The organism is Synechococcus sp. W60.1 (assembly GCF_047461575.1).
Lineage (GTDB): Bacteria > Cyanobacteriota > Cyanobacteriia > Thermostichales > Thermostichaceae > Thermostichus.
Genome location: NZ_JANSHL010000005.1, coordinates 24,698 through 39,914, shown reverse-complemented (window position 1 = coordinate 39,914; position 15,217 = coordinate 24,698). Strand labels below are relative to the sequence as shown.

General features: G+C 59.3%; 10 protein-coding genes. 7 read left to right on the top strand and 3 right to left on the bottom strand.

Annotated elements, in window-relative coordinates:
• Positions 1-282: 282 nt before the first annotated feature.
• Complete coding sequence (locus NW805_RS06465; protein ID WP_414422018.1) at positions 283-2,283, top strand: PhoX family protein; 2,001 nt, start codon at positions 283-285, stop codon at positions 2,281-2,283.
• 166 nt (positions 2,284-2,449) lie between these two features.
• Here NW805_RS06465 and ilvD read toward each other — a convergent pair whose 3' ends face one another.
• Entirely contained in the window at positions 2,450-4,147 is a 1,698-nt protein-coding gene (gene ilvD, locus NW805_RS06460; RefSeq protein WP_414422017.1) for a dihydroxy-acid dehydratase, read from the bottom strand.
• A gap of 358 nt (positions 4,148-4,505) precedes the next feature.
• Between ilvD and fbp the strand changes: the two genes are divergently transcribed.
• The 3 genes from fbp to NW805_RS06445 all read left to right on the top strand — a co-directional run bounded on the left by fbp (position 4,506) and on the right by NW805_RS06445 (position 8,200).
• On the top strand, positions 4,506-5,504 hold the full coding sequence (gene fbp, locus NW805_RS06455; RefSeq protein WP_011433573.1) for a class 1 fructose-bisphosphatase: 999 nt from the start codon (positions 4,506-4,508) through the stop codon (positions 5,502-5,504).
• Between the two features lie 37 nt (positions 5,505-5,541).
• A complete protein-coding gene (gene zwf / locus NW805_RS06450; protein ID WP_414422016.1) occupies positions 5,542-7,095 on the top strand; it encodes a glucose-6-phosphate dehydrogenase in 1,554 nt (517 codons plus the stop codon).
• Positions 7,096-7,288: 193 nt separating this feature from the next.
• A complete protein-coding gene (locus NW805_RS06445; RefSeq protein WP_414422015.1) occupies positions 7,289-8,200 on the top strand; it encodes a tetratricopeptide repeat protein in 912 nt (303 codons plus the stop codon).
• Between the two features lie 13 nt (positions 8,201-8,213).
• Here NW805_RS06445 and dxs read toward each other — a convergent pair whose 3' ends face one another.
• A complete protein-coding gene (gene dxs / locus NW805_RS06440) occupies positions 8,214-10,160 on the bottom strand; it encodes a 1-deoxy-D-xylulose-5-phosphate synthase (protein ID WP_414422014.1) in 1,947 nt (648 codons plus the stop codon).
• 243 nt (positions 10,161-10,403) lie between these two features.
• On the opposite strand from dxs, the gene cysK reads away from it, so the two are divergent.
• Positions 10,404-11,360, top strand: a complete 957-nt coding sequence (gene cysK, locus NW805_RS06435; protein WP_011433569.1) for a cysteine synthase A — start codon at positions 10,404-10,406, stop codon at positions 11,358-11,360.
• Positions 11,361-11,661: 301 nt separating this feature from the next.
• Positions 11,662-12,404, top strand: a protein-coding gene (locus tag NW805_RS06430; protein WP_414421590.1) for an IS5-like element ISSoc13 family transposase whose coding sequence is annotated in 2 segments (ribosomal slippage) — positions 11,662-11,980 and positions 11,980-12,404 — 744 coding nt in all. Because the reading frame shifts where the segments join, the coding sequence is not laid out codon by codon here.
• A 148-nt stretch (positions 12,405-12,552) separates the two neighbouring features.
• On the opposite strand, the gene NW805_RS06425 is transcribed toward NW805_RS06430, so the two are convergent.
• A complete protein-coding gene (locus NW805_RS06425) occupies positions 12,553-13,560 on the bottom strand; it encodes a glycosyltransferase family 9 protein (protein ID WP_414422013.1) in 1,008 nt (335 codons plus the stop codon).
• 194 nt (positions 13,561-13,754) lie between these two features.
• On the opposite strand from NW805_RS06425, the gene NW805_RS06420 reads away from it, so the two are divergent.
• Positions 13,755-14,912, top strand: coding sequence for a DegT/DnrJ/EryC1/StrS family aminotransferase (locus NW805_RS06420; RefSeq protein ID WP_414422088.1), 1,158 nt, complete (start codon positions 13,755-13,757; stop codon positions 14,910-14,912).
• Positions 14,913-15,217: the final 305 nt, after the last annotated feature.

The window sequence follows — 15,217 nt, the reverse complement described above, 5'->3', positions numbered from 1 at the left end:
AGTCCTCTTCCCATCGTAACAAATGGTTAAGAAACTGCCGCCTCAATCTAAAGAAACTGTTTAGACCTGCAAGGCTTAACCTAGCCTTGGTCTCCTCTTAACGTTGGGTCACTAACTTTGTATGTAGTGCCTAATTCTGATGCGCAGATAGACTAGCGCAGGGAGTGGGTGCTGTTTTATTAAGACTCGCCAAGTTTCTAAACAAAACTTGTCAAGACAAGAGGAGAAGTCAACGTGAGTATCCATTCGCATGGCCCTAAGCTTCGTCCTGGAGACGAGCCTATGTGTAACCACTCTCCCAACCCCACTTTCAGCAGCATCCTGGAGAGCCGTTTGCAGCGGCGTCAAGTGTTGCAGGGGGGAATTGCTGCGGCGGTGGCCACCTTTTTTGGCTTGCCTGCGCTGAACGGTGCTTCCAAATCGGCAAAAGCCGCCAGTGGCAGTGCTTTGCTGGGCTTCAAGGCAATTCCTGTGAGCGCGGAAGACAAACTGGTGGTGCCCGAAGGCTACACTGCCCGTCCGCTGCTGGCTTGGGGTACTCCCATCACCGGCACCTATCCACAGTTCAAGCTGGAAAACACTGGTGCCGAGCAGGGAATGCAGGTGGGCAGCCACCACGATGGCATGCACTTCTTCCCCATCGAAGGGAAGGATCCCTGGCAGGGCAGCTCCACCGAGGGTTTGCTGGTGTTTAACCACGAGTACGTTGAGCCTCGGTTTATGCATGCTGCGGCTGTGGGCCAGAAGCTGGATGCCGACCTGTATCCCACCAATCCTGACGGCAGCCGCGATCCCGACCAGGTGCTGAAAGAGCTGAATGCTCACGGGGTGAGCATTGTCCACATCAAGCAGCAGGGAGATGGCAGTTGGGAAGTGGTGCGGGATCGCCTCAACCGCCGCATCACCGGTCTTACCCTCATGGAGATCCACGGCCCGGTGCGGGGATCCGACTTCGTGAAAACCAAGTTCAGCCCTGAAGGCACAATGACCCGGGGTACTTTGAACAACTGCGCCCACGGCGTCACTCCCTGGAATACCTACCTCACCTGTGAGGAGAACTGGGCGGGCTACTTTAGCAACACCAGCAAAGGCCCCGACCAAAAGCCCAACCTGCCCCGGGAGCACAAGCGCTACGGCGTGAGCACCGAGACTTCTCGCTACGGCTGGGAGCTGGCCAGCAACAAGGCAGACGAGTTCATCCGCTTCAATGCCACCCCCACCGCTGCGGATGCCACTCAAGACTACCGCAATGAGCCCAACACTTTTGGCTGGGTGGTGGAGATCGATCCCTTTGATCCCAGCAGCACTCCCAAGAAGCGCACCGCTCTGGGCCGCTTCGCCCACGAAGGCGTGGTGTTTCAGCCGCCGGTGGAAGGCCAGCCGATTGTGGCCTATATGGGGGACGATGCCCGCTTTGAGTACATCTACAAGTACGTCTCTGCCGAGCCCTACCGCAAGGAAACGGCGGGCGGACATCTGTTGGACAATGGCACCTTGTATGTGGCCAAGTTCAACGAAGATGGCACAGGGGAGTGGCTGCCGCTGGTGTTTGGGAAAAACGGTCTAACCCCGGAAAACGGCTTCACCAGCCAAGCAGATGTGTTGGTGAATACCCGCACGGCGGCGGATTTTGTCGGTGCTACTAAAATGGACCGGCCTGAGTGGGGAGCGGTGGATCCGCAAACCCGCATGGTCTACTTTACCCTGACCAACAACAGCCGTCGGGAACAAGACCAGGTGAACGCTGCCAACCCCCGTCCCAAAAACAAGTGGGGCCACATCATCCGCTGGAAGGAAGCCAACGACCGGCCTCAAGCCACCCGCTTTGAGTGGGATCTCTTTGTCTTGGCCGGGCCGCCGGAAGATAGCCGCAAGCTATCGGGCCAGCCCCTCAATGAAGACAACATCTTCAACTCTCCCGATGGTCTGTGGTTCGATGCCAGCCGTCGCCTCTGGATCCAGACCGACACCAGCGAAAGCAATCTCAACAAAGAGGAGTTTGCGCCTTTTGGCAACAACCAAATGTTGGCTGCCGATCCGGATACAGGGGAAATTCGCCGCTTTTTAACCGGGCCGATTGGGCAGGAGATCACCGGTGTGGTCACCACTCCCGATCAGCGCACCATGTTCATCAACGTGCAGCACCCAGGCGCCAGCACCAGCGAGGACGACTTTGCTGCCGGCAAGGTCGATTCCCGCTGGCCAGACTACGACCCCAATCTCTACCCCCGCTCGGCGGTGGTGGTGATCACCAAAAATGACGGCGGGATCATCGGTACCTAGTTGTCTCTGAGGCCGTCAGCCCATAAAACCCAGCGGCAGGGATCCTTCATCTCTGCCGCTTTCTTGCACTTAACCCAGCAAGGCTGATCCCTGCAGGGTCAGGAATCTGGAGCTATCTCTCAAGTACCAATTCTCCCTCTGGGAGACGAGCCGGGGGTGAGGGAAATTAATCCCACAGGTTCAAATCCGTCACTGCTCCCAAGCTGCTGCTGGAGACCAGCTTGGCGTACTTGGCTAGGGTGCCCCGTTTGTAGCGAGGCTCAGGAGGAGACCAGCGGGCGCGGCGGCGGGCCAGCTCTTCTTCGCTCACATGCAAGTGCAACTGGCGAGCCGGGGCATCAATGGTGATGAGATCCCCTTCCTCCACCAGGGCAATCGTGCCCCCCACATAGGCTTCGGGAGCCACATGGCCCACTACCATGCCGTAGGTGCCGCCGGAGAAGCGGCCATCGGTGATCAGGCCAACGCTATCTCCCAAGCCAGCGCCGATAATCGCCGAGGTGGGCGAGAGCATCTCCCGCATGCCGGGGCCACCTTTGGGGCCTTCGTAGCGGATCACCACCACATCCCCTGCTCGGATCTGGCCGGAGAGGATGGCCTGCAGGCAGGACTCCTCTGAATCGAAGACCCGCGCCGGCCCGGTAATTTTCGGGTTCTTGACGCCGGTAATCTTGGCTACTGCTCCTTCGGGAGCCAGATTCCCCTTGAGGATGGCCAGATGCCCTTGGGGATACAGGGGGCTGTGCCAAGGGCGGATCACCTCCTGATCCGGGCTAGGCTCGTCCGGCACATCCCGCAGGACTTCGACGATGGTCTGGCCGGAGATGGTGAGGCAGTCCCCGTGCAGCAGGCCGTGGTTGAGCAGCATTTTCATCACCTGGGGGATCCCGCCGGCCCGGTGCAGGTCGGTGGCCACAAACCGCCCTGAAGGCTTGAGATCGCAGAGGACAGGCACGCGAGCACGAATGGTCTCGAAATCATCTAGCGTCAGGGGCACTTCTGCCGCATGGGCAATGGCCAGAAAGTGGAGCACGGCGTTGGTGGATCCCCCTACGGCCATGATCACCGAGATGGCATTTTCAATGCTTTTACGGGTGATGATGTCGCGGGGGCGGAGGTTGGCTTTGATGGCCTCTGCCAAGATCTTGGCCGATTGGGCGGCACTTTCGGCTTTCTCTTCGTCTTCTGCAGCCATGGTGGAGGAGTAGGGCAGACTCATCCCCATAGCCTCAAACGCGCTGGACATGGTGTTGGCCGTGTACATGCCGCCGCAGGATCCCGCACCGGGACAGGCGTGGCGCTCCACCGCCAGCAGCTCTTCCTCGGAGATGCGCCCGGCACTGAACTCCCCCACCGCTTCAAAGGCGCTGACGATGGTGAGGTCGCGGCCATTGTAGTGACCCGGCTTGATGGTGCCGCCGTAGACGAAGATGGAGGGCACATTGAGGCGGGCTATGGCAATCATCGCCCCCGGCATATTCTTGTCGCAGCCGCCGATGGCCAAGAGGCCATCCATGCTCTGGCCGTTGACCACCGTCTCGATGGAATCGGCAATCACTTCCCGCGACACCAGGGAGTATTTCATCCCCTCCGTGCCCATCGAGATGCCGTCGCTAATGGTGATGGTGCCGAACACCTGGGGCATACAGCCCGCCGTTCTCAAAGCCGCCTCCGCCCGCTCCGCCAGAGTTTGGATCCCGATGTTGCAGGGGGTGAGGGTGCTGTGGGCGTTGGCAATGCCGACAATGGGCTTGCCGAAGTCTTCGTCGCGAAAGCCTACGGCCCTGAGCATGGCGCGGTTGGGGGAGCGCTGTACCCCTTGGGTAACCACTTGGCTGCGCAGCGGGAAAGGGGAATTGGCCATCATTGCCAGAGGGAATCGAGAGGAAGTGGGCAAGGAAGAAAACGGCTAGAACTCATCCTACCGCCTCTCTTCGGGGGAACACTAGCTCTGTCGGCAAGAGGGATCCAAACCAAATCTGAAGCAACTCTGTAAGTTGTCTGCACCTGCGCCAGGAATCGGCCAGCCTACCTAATAGAAGGGATCCCAGGTTCCAATCGCGTTAGCGAGACCGAGTCAAAACATGGGGGCCAGGGATCCTGGGTGTTGGTGTTTCCCCTTCGTGTTGGCGAAGCCTCGTATGGTTCTCAGCTCTCCTCTCCCCTCGCCTGCAGTGCCCAGCAGTGCCGACCGCGTTAGCGGGACGGAGTCCTCACGGGAGATGTTGCGGGATGTGCTCACCCTCTCCCGTCATGTTTTACAGCAGTTTGGCAGTTTTACGGCAGAGGCCCAAGACTTCAGCGCCCTGATGAACCGCATTGCCCTGGCCGGCAAGATGATCGCCCGGCGGCTGAGTCAGGCAGGACTGATCGAAGGGGCGCTGGGGGTTACCGGCAGCCTCAATGTCCAAGGGGAAGAACAGCAACAGATGGATGACTATGCCAACCGGGCCTTCATTCGCGCTTTGGAGCAAACGGGCCTGGTGTGTCGGCTGGTCTCGGAAGAGATGAAAACCCCGGCTCGCCTGCCGGAAAACTGCTCCCTCAGCCGCCTGGCCCTGATGATCGATCCCCTGGATGGATCCTCCAACATTGACGCCAACCTCAGCGTCGGCTCCATCTTCTCCGTCCTTCACCCTCTTGAGGATCGCCCGGAAGCGGACAACCAAGACCTGCTGCAACCGGGCCGTCGCCAACTGGCTGCGGGATATATTCTCTACGGCCCCAGCACCCAATTGGTCTATTCCGTCGGCAAGGGGGTACACGGTTTTACGTTGGATCCCAGTTTGGGGGAATTTATCCTCTCCCGCAGCGACATCCGCATTCCTGAACGCGGCTCCGTCTACAGCCTCAACGAGGGCTATTTTTGCCAGTGGAGCGAAGGGATCCAGAACTATGTCCGGTATGTTCACCGCCGCGATGGCTACATCTCCCGTTACAGCGGCGCTCTGGTGGCGGATTTTCACCGCATTCTCCTGCAGGGCGGAGTTTACCTCTATCCCGGCACCCAGAAAAAACCGGAGGGCAAGCTGCGCCTGATGTACGAGGCCAACCCCCTGGCTTTTCTGGCCGAGCAGGCGGGCGGGGCGGCCACCACTGGCACCGAGGCCATCCTAGACATCGTCCCCCAATCTCTCCACCAACGGGTGCCCCTTATCATCGGCAGCCGCGAGAACGTGGAAGAAGTGCTGCGCTGCCTAGAGGGTTCTCTGGTGCCCTAGGTTCTTCCCAATCCTTCTCTTTGAGCCAAGCTGGCCTATGGTAACCCTGGCAGAAAACCCCCTTCGCGTTGGTCTCAACCAAGAACGCACCCCGGATCCCTGCATTGTGGTGCAGTTTGGCGCTTCTGGGGATCTGGCGGCCCGCAAGCTGATCCCGGCCTACTACCGGCTGTTTGTGCAGCGACGGCTGCCGCCGGAGTTTACCTTGGTGGGGGTGGCCCGCCGCGATTGGACTCACGAGGTTTATCGGGAAAAAATGCGGGCTGCCGTGCAGGAGTTTGCCCCCCAGGACTTGGGGCCGGAGGCCCTATGGCAGGACTTCGCCAGCCGCCTGTTCTATTGCCGCCTGGATATCGGGGATCCAGAAGGCTATCTTCGCCTGAAGCAACTGCTCAGCCAGTTGGATGAGGAGCGGGGCACCCGTGGCCACCGGGTGTTCTATCTGGCGGTGGCGCCGGACTTTTATGCTCAGGCCATCCAACAGTTGGGGGCAGCCGGTATGGTGGCCGATCCGACCAAAACGCGGGTGGTGATCGAAAAGCCCTTTGGCCACGACCTCACCTCGGCCCAGGAACTCAACCGCCTTGTGCAGCGAATTTGCCAGGAAGAGCAGATCTACCGCATTGATCACTACTTGGGCAAAGAGACGGTGCAAAACCTGCTGGTCTTCCGCTTTGCCAACGCCATTTTCGAGCCTCTCTGGAACCGCAACTACATCGACCATGTGCAGATCACCGTGGCGGAGACGGTGGGGGTGGAGGATCGGGCCGGCTACTACGACACTGCCGGCGCCCTGCGAGACATGGTGCAAAACCACCTAATGCAGATCTATTGCCTGACGGCCATGGAGCCACCTGTCTCACTGCGCAGCGATGGGGTGCGCAACGAAAAGACCAAGGTGCTGCAGGCCACCCGCCTAGCGGATCCCCGCAATGTGGCAGCCGCAGCGGTGCGGGCGCAGTACGGCCCTGGCTGGATTGCCGGCAAGCCGGTGCTGGGCTATCGGCAGGAGCCCAATGTCAATCCCCAGTCCAAAACCCCCACCTACGTCGCTCTGAAACTGGAGTGTGATACTTGGCGGTGGAAGGGGGTGCCCTTCTACTTGCGCACTGGGAAACGCCTGCCCAAGAAGGTTTCGGAGGTGGCCATTCACTTTAAGCAGGTGCCCCTTTCCCTGTTCCAATCGGCAGCTCGGGAGGTGAGCCCCAATATCCTGGTGCTGCGTATCCAACCCAATGAGGGTATCTCGTTGCGCTTTGAGGCCAAGATGCCGGGGCCAGAGATCCGCACCCGCTCGGTGGATATGGATTTCCGCTATGGGACTGCCTTTGGAGCGAGTACACCGGATGCTTATGATCGCCTGCTCCTGGATTGTCTGTTGGGAGATCCAACGCTGTTTACCCGTGCCGATGAGGTTGAAGCGGCCTGGCGGGTGGTGACGCCGGTGTTATCGGCCTGGGAGTCTGAGCCCGGCAGCGGCAATGGCGGCGGTGCTGCACCGCCTCTGTTCACCTATGAGGCCGGCACTTGGGGGCCAAAGGCTGCCGAAGATCTGCTCACCCAATCGGGGCGGCGGTGGCGGCGCCTCTGATTTGGCTGCTCTCGGCTGGTAAACCATGGCCTATCCACCTCTGTGTAAGCCGGGGCACCCTCAGCAACAGGCAGAAGAGCATGAGCAGCTCAAGAGCCCTTTCAAATAGCCGCTGCAGAAGAGAACACCAAGACGTAGGGATCCCCGGCTGTTGCAGCTAACATGGGCATGGCCTGTTTATTGCGTGGGTATCATGCCGCCACTGTTGTTCCGGTTATCCGTCCGGCCCTGGCGAGCCTTGTCGGTGGGCCTGGCAGTTGTGTTGGGGATGGGAGGGTGGAGCTCTGCCCAGGCCCAGGTGTTGCTGCACGTCCCTCTGCCCAATGGGGGCTTGATGCAGGCCCAAGCGCTACAACTGGCCACCGACTCGCTGCGGCTGGCCCAGTTTGGTCAAACGGAAGAAGCGCTGCGCCGCCTGCAACTGGCCGTGGCCATGGTGCCCAACTCCTCAGAGCTGCTCTATGTTTTGGGCAACGTCCACCTAGAACTGGGGGACTTGGAGCAGGCGATTGCCTCGTTGCAGAAGGCCCGCGCCCTGTCTCCTCAAGATGGGGCTGTTCTCTACTCGCTGGGATCGGCTTATTTGCGGCAGGGCAGCTACTTTGCCGCTGCTGAAACCCTGGAACGAGCTGTGGCCCTGCAACCGGATAACCCCAACGCTCGCTTCCAACTGGGCAATGCCTACCTCATGCTGGATCGGTGGGATGCGGCCCGGCAGGAATATGAGAAGACCTTGCAGTTGGATCCCGCCTATTGGCCGGCCATGAACAACATCGGCTTGGTGGACTATGAGCAGGGGGATCTCGACGCCGCCATCGATCGCTGGGAACGCACGATAGAGATGAACGACTCTGTGGCAGAGCCCTATTTGGCCCTGGCGACTGCCCTCTACATTCGGGGAGAAACCGAACGAGCTGAGGAACTGGGGGCAAAGGCCATGCGCTTGGATCCCAACTACGCCCGCCTGCAGGTGTTGCGGGAGAACCTGTGGCGAGAAAACCTGCTGCGAGATGTGCAGATCCTCCTGCGCACCCGCCCTGTTGCAGAAGCTCTGCAGCAAGCCGCCATCGAGCAGTTCAACCGGCGGATGGGCCTCTCAGAATAGATTCAGGATAGATTTAGGAATTGACAGTGGGAACTTCCGCAGGGGATCCCTTGAGAACTCGTGCCTGAAACTTGGCCCGAATCCGCTCGGCAATCCCGGCACTGTTCAAGCCCAGTTCTGCCAAGGATTCCTCGGGGGTGGCGTGCTCCACCCACACATCCGGCACCCCCAAGCGCAACAAGGGCACTGCCAGGTCGGCGTCGAGCAGGGCTTCGGCCACTGCCGAGCCAAACCCACCCATGAGGCAACCTTCTTCCACCGTCACCACCAAGCGGCTCTGTTCGGCCAAAGGCAGGATCAGCTCAGTATCCAGAGGCTTGGCGAAGCGGGCATTGACCACCGTGGCTGAGATGCCGTGTTCTTTCAAGATCTCCGCCGCCTGCAGGCTGGGATGCACCATCGACCCATAGGCCAGGATCAACACCTCGCCGCCGCTGCGCAACACCTCGGCTTTGCCGATGGGCAGGGGTTCCCATCCCTCTTCTGCCAGAGGCACCCCCACGCCAGATCCGCGCGGGTAACGCATGGCGATGGGGCCCTGGGTGTACTGGATCCCGGTCACCACCATGCGCTGTAGCTCCGCTTCATCTTTGGGAGCCATTAGCACCATTTCCGGAATGCAGCGCAGATAGGCGATGTCGTACATGCCTTGGTGGGTGGGGCCATCGGCTCCTACAACTCCCGCCCGATCCAAGCAAAAGAAGACCGGCAACTTTTGGATACAGACATCGTGGATGATCTGGTCGTAGGCCCGCTGCAAGAAGGTGGAATAAATGGCCACCACTGGCCGCATTCCCTCACAGGCCATGCCAGCCGCCAACGTTACAGCGTGCTGCTCGGCGATCCCCACATCCACAAACTGATCTGGCAGCTTTTCCTTCAGTTTGTCCAGGCCAGTGCCCGTATCCATAGCGGCGGTGATGCCGATGATGCGGGGATCCCGCTCGGCCAGCTTGCAGAGGGCATGGCCAAAGACCTTGCTGTAGCTGGGGGGCTTGGGCTTGGTGGGCGGGTAGGGCTTGCCGGTGGCCAGGTCGAAGCGGGATTGGGCATGATACCCCACCTGTTCCGCTTCGGCAGGCGGGTAGCCCTTGCCTTTGACGGTAGCTACATGCACCAGTACCGGGCCGGAGATGCCGTGGGCCAACTCAAAGGCATCCAACAACTCCGCCAGGTTGTGCCCGTCCACCGGCCCCACGTAGGTAAAGCCCAGCTCCTCAAAGATAATGCCGGCTTTGTTGTTTTGCACAGCGGTAACCAGCTTCACCGTTTCCTTGAGGCGGTCAATTTCTGGGCTGAGGCTGGATCCCAGTAGGGGCAGGTTCTTCAGTTGCTCTTCTAGGCTGTCGGCCAAAAACTGCACCGGCGGGCTGAGGCGCAGGCGGTTTAAATAGCGAGGGATCGCCCCCACATTGGGGGAAATAGACATGCCGTTGTCGTTGAGCACCACCATTAGGTTGGTCTTGGGCAGGTGCCCGGCGTGGTTGATGGCTTCATAGGCCATGCCTCCGGTCAGGGCACCATCCCCAATGATGGCCACCACCTTGAAGTTGTCTCCCCGCCGATCCCGGGCGATGGCCATGCCCAAAGCTGCCGAGATGCTGGTGGAAGCGTGCCCCGCCCCAAAGTGATCGAAGCGGCTCTCGCTGCGCTTCAGGTAGCCGGAAATCCCCCCCTTCTGGCGCAATGTGTGGAAATTGTGGTACCTGCCGGTGAGCATTTTGTGGGCATAAGCCTGGTGCCCCACATCCCAGATCACCTTGTCTCGATCCAGATCGAGGGTCTTGTAGAGGGCCAAGGTCAGCTCCACCACCCCCAGCCCTGGCCCCAGATGACAGCCGACCGGGGAATTGGCAGCCGTCTGCAGATGTTTGTCGCGAATCTGGCGGGCTAGGCTGCGCAACTGGCTCAGGTTCAGGTTTCGGAGCTGGTTGGGATGAGTGATGTCACTCAGGTGCATAATGGACTCGTCCTTCCGGTGTGATCTCACTCTAATTCATTTTCAGGAGGGGTTTTGTAGCCCTCCCTCTCAAAACTTCAAGGAATGCAGGGATCCCCTCAATGCTGGGCCAAGGGCAGTGAGATCTTGAAAGGGGCATGCCAAGGAGCTTATTCAAGGGTTAGCCTCGCGTAAGGCCCTCGGTTGCTCCGGAGTTAAGGGCTAGGGCCCACTGCCGCGATGGTTTCTTCCTTTTTGTTAGCCATGAAAATCGCCGCCAACATCACCCAGCTCATCGGTCGCACCCCGCTGGTGCGGTTGAATCGGATCCCGCAATCGGAGGGGTGCCTGGCCGAGATCGTGGTGAAATTGGAGAGCTTTAACCCTGCCGCTTCGGTGAAAGACCGCATTGCCGTCAGCATGATCGAGGCTGCCGAACAGGCCGGTTTGATCACCCCCGGCAAGACCATCTTGGTGGAGCCCACCTCTGGCAATACCGGCATTGGCCTGGCCATGGCCGCTGCTGCCAAGGGTTACCGGCTCATCATCGTCATGCCTGAGAGCATGAGCCTGGAGCGGCGACTGCTGTTGAAAGCCTACGGAGCAGAGGTGCACCTGGCCAGTAGCGCCGGCGGCATGGGGGAAGCCATCTGGAAGGCTGAAGAGATCGTCCGCCGCACTCCCAACGCTTACATGTTGGGCCAGTTCACCAATCCCGCCAACCCCCGGATCCATGCCAGAACCACCGGCCCGGAAATTTGGGAAGATACCGATGGTCAGGTGGACATCCTGGTGGCAGGGGTAGGCACCGGCGGCACCATCACGGGGGCGGGCGAGTTTTTGAAGGGGAAAAACCCGGCCATTCGACTGGTGGCCGTTGAACCCAAGGCCAGTGCTGTCTTGAGTGGTGGCCGGCCCGGCTTTCATCGCATTGAAGGGATCGGAGCGGGATTCGTGCCTGATGTGCTGCGGCGCGACCTGCTGGATGAGGTGATCCCAGTGGAAGATGAAGAGAGCATGGTCTACAGCCGGCGCCTGGCCAAAGAAGAAGGGATCCTCTCCGGCATTTCCACTGGGGCTGCCTTGGCGGGAGCCATCCAGGTGGGGCGGCGACCGGAAAACGCTGGCAAGCGGATTGTAATGATCCAGCCTAGTTTTGGGGAACGCTACCTGAGCACACCTCTTTTTCGCGACTTGGAGCGGGATTCCGATTCGAGATGACGATGATGCTGAGACTGCTGCCCTACAGGTCGCCCTGGCCCAGAGGGCGAGCTAGCATGGGTGAGAGTGACGTGGCGGAACGGCAGACGCGCTAGACTTAGGATCTAGTGCCGCAAGGCGTAAGGGTTCAAGTCCCTTCGTCCGCATGAGAATCCCCTACTTCCCCAGCCCCTTTCCCCCAAGAGGGCAGAAGTTCCCCCGGTCAACAGCAATGCTGACTGCCTTACGGTCGCTCGCCAGCAAGCCTAGGTCGTGTTGATCTTATGTTAGGATAGAGAGAGTAATTTATAGAGGAAAGAGGATGAAGTTGGTTTTTTTAGATGAAAACAAATGGCAGAAGATATTAGCTTTTTTACAGACAGAAGAGAGAGTTAACATTGGGAAAGAAGCAAACTGCAAACAGTTTATTGAAGCAGTTCTTTGGATAGCCCGTTCCGGTGCTCCTTGGCGCTACCTCCCAGAAGGATATGGCAAATGGTACACCATCTATCAAAGATTTCACCGGTGGAGTCGTGTTGGAGTGTGGGAACGGATGTTCAAGTATTTTATTGACGACCCTGATTTAGAGCATCTCATTATTGATTCAACCACGGTTCGAGCGCACTCCTGTGCTGCCGGAAAAAAGGGGAGCAAGCTTTGGGGAGAAGCCGAGGCGGATACAGCACCAAGATTCATGTGAGTGTAGATGGGTTGGGAAATCCGCTGGAATTGAGAATAACTGGCGGAGAAAAGAGCGATATTACTCAAGGGGAAGAATTGATAGAGGGCTGGCAGAGAAAGGATACCAAAGTAATTGGGGATAAAGGATATGATGCGGATAAGTTGATTAAGAAGATAGGGGAAGCTCAAGCGGTTATTCCACCTAAAAGGAATAGAAAGACGCAGCGGCATTATGACAAGCATCTGTACCAAGAGAGGCATTTAATCGAATGCTTTTTTCATAAGTTAAAGCAGTACCGGCATCTATTTTCTCGTTTTGACAAATTGGCCAGGAACTTCTTGAGTTTTCTCTATCTCGTCAGTGCTCTCTTTTGGCTCAAATGAAAGATCAACACAACCTAGGAGAGCCAAGGTGACAAAGCAAGCTCTCCCGCCGGCTAAAAGCAGACAGGGACACATCTCCCAGGCTAGAAGGCTTCTCGGTCCGCCTGCAGAGAAACTGGACTGGGTTGCTGCCACGAAAACCTTGGCTCTAGGCCGGAAAGATCACCTGCAGAATTTGCTCGGGGGCAATCGACTCCACCTTCCCATCGGCCCCCTTGACCGCCCGAAACGGCCCCTCTGAAGGCAGCAACCGCAGCGGGTCGGTGGGCCCAAACAACGCCACCAGCGGCGTCTGCACCGCCACCGCCAAATGCATGGGAGCGCTATCGGCGCACAACAGCAGCGTTGCCCCACCAATCAAGGCCGCCAGCTGCCCCAGCCGGACAGGACGGCTCACCGGCAGCTCCGGCAGTTGCGCCAGAAAGCCCTCCGCCAGCTGCTCATCCTCTGGCCCCACCACCAGCACCAACGGCAGCTCCGGTCGCTTCTCCCGAAAACCCTTGATGACCTTGACCCAGTTGGCAGAGGGATAGATCTTCTGAATTCCCTTCTCCTGCGACAGCTGGCTGGCCCCCGGATGCAACAGCACATAATCTTGAGCGGCATCCCCCAAAAGGCGCTTGCGTTCCTGCTCTGCCCACTCCAGGTCTGCTTTTTTCAGACGAATCTGGGGCAACCCCGCCGGCGCAGCAATGCCAAACCCCTGCACCAGGTCGTGGTACATCTGGGCCGCATACTGGGCCCCCTTCCAGGGCACCGGGTCGGTCAGCCAAGGTCGCCCCGGCCCCGGCGGCGCATAGCCCACCCGCTTGGGAATGCCGGTCAGCCACAACAACAGCTTGACCCCCAAGCTTCGGCCCAGACTCAGCACTGCGTCGTACTGCCGCTCCCGAATGCGCCCCAGCAGGTCGCTGAGATCCCCCAACGACAGCTGTTCTTTGAACGGAAAAGTCAGCACCCGACTCACCGAAGGACAAACCTCGTAGGCAGCCGCCGCCCGCGGCTCCACAACCACCTCCAGCTCCGCCTCAGGAAAGCGCTGCCGCAAACTGGCCAGGGCGGGGAAAAACAAAATCTGGTCACCAATCCCGCCCGGCACCAAAGCCAGAATCCGAGGTGCCAAAGGGGCTTTAGCTGCTGGAGAAACCGCCTGCATAAAGCATCCTGTAGAAAGCTGTATCCAGCCTAGGGGATCCCCGCTTACTCTATCTCAGATTGGGTGGATAGATTCAGGGCCAGCTCGACCCGCGGAAGACAAACCCCAGAACCCTTCTGGGCCAGAGCGTTGTGTACACAGGCTCTCATCCGCGATGATGGGCTGTGGCCGCCACCTTCTCCAAAGGCAGCACCATGACGGAGGAGCCGATTCCGCTGCTGGATTTGACGGGGCAGTACCGCGCTTTGGCCGGGCTGTTGCAGCCGCAGGTGGAGGCTCTGCTGGCCTCTGGCCAGTACATCGGCGGGGCGGCGGTGCAGCGCTTTGAGGAGCAGTTTGCCCAGTTTTTGGGGGGTGGCTCTTTGGAGGCCGTCGGCTGCAATTCCGGCACCGATGCCTTGGTGTTGGCTTTGCAGGCTTTGGGCATCCAGGCGGGGGATGAGGTGCTCACCAGTGCCTTTAGTTTTTTTGCCTCGGCTGCCGCCATCAGCCGGGTGGGGGCGCGTCCGGTGTTTGTGGATGTGGATCCGTGCACCTTTAACCTGGATCCGCAGCTGCTGGAAAGGAGCATCTCCCCCCGCACCAAGGCGGTGGTGGTGGTGCATTTGTTTGGGCAGGCGGCCAACATGACCCAGATTCTGGCTATTGCCCGGCGGCACGGCTTGGCGGTGGTGGAAGATTGTGCCCAGGCGGTGGGGGCCTGCTGGGGGGGCAGGCCGGTGGGCACTTGGGGGGAGGTGGGCTGCTTCAGTTTTTTTCCCACCAAGAATCTGGGTGCGGCTGGGGATGGGGGGGCGGTGGTGACGCGGGATGGGCAACTGGCCAAGCGGGTGCGGGCTCTCAGGGAGCATGGGCAGACCCGTCCGTACCACCACGAGTATCTGGGTCTCAACAGTCGTTTGGATGCGCTGCAGGCGGTGATTCTCTCGGTGAAGTTGCCTTATCTGCGGGAGTGGAACTGGCGGCGGCAGGGGATTGCGGAGTGTTACCACCGCTTGCTGCAAGGGATCCCGGGCTTGATGTTGCCCCAGGTGGGGGTGGGGGGGAACTCGGTGTGGCACCAGTACACGGTGCGGGTGGTGGGTTCTGAGCCGTTGGATTCGCGGCGGCGGGACGATTTGCAGCAGGGTCTGAAGGAGCGGGGCATTGGCAGTCGGGTTTACTATCCTCTGCCGTTGCCGCTGCAGCCGGTGTACCGAGGGCTGGGCTACAGGCGGGGGGATCTGCCCAATGCCGAGCTATGTGCGGCTCAGGTGTTGTCTTTGCCGTGTTTTCCTGAGTTGACCACCTGTCAACAAGAGCGGGTGGCTGCGGCCATTGCTGAAATCCTCTCAGAAAAAACCTGCCCGTAGCACTCAGTTATGTCTGCCTTAGTTATGTCTGCCTTATGGTCATTTCGATTCAAACTAGAACACTGCACCCACGCCCACAGTCATTTTAAATAAGAATTTAAATAAGAATGAAACGAAATGAAACATTTCCATCCCATTGCTTCCCAACTCCCCTCTCCCTCTGGGAAGAGGACTGGGGGTGATCTCGGAAGCGGTATGGAGCGCTTGGGGATTGTCTCAATCCAGCTTGAAAGGACTACAAATGGCCAAAAAACGAAGTCTCCAGACCCGTCCTCCCAGTGCGGCGGAAGGAAGCCAGCAGGGTG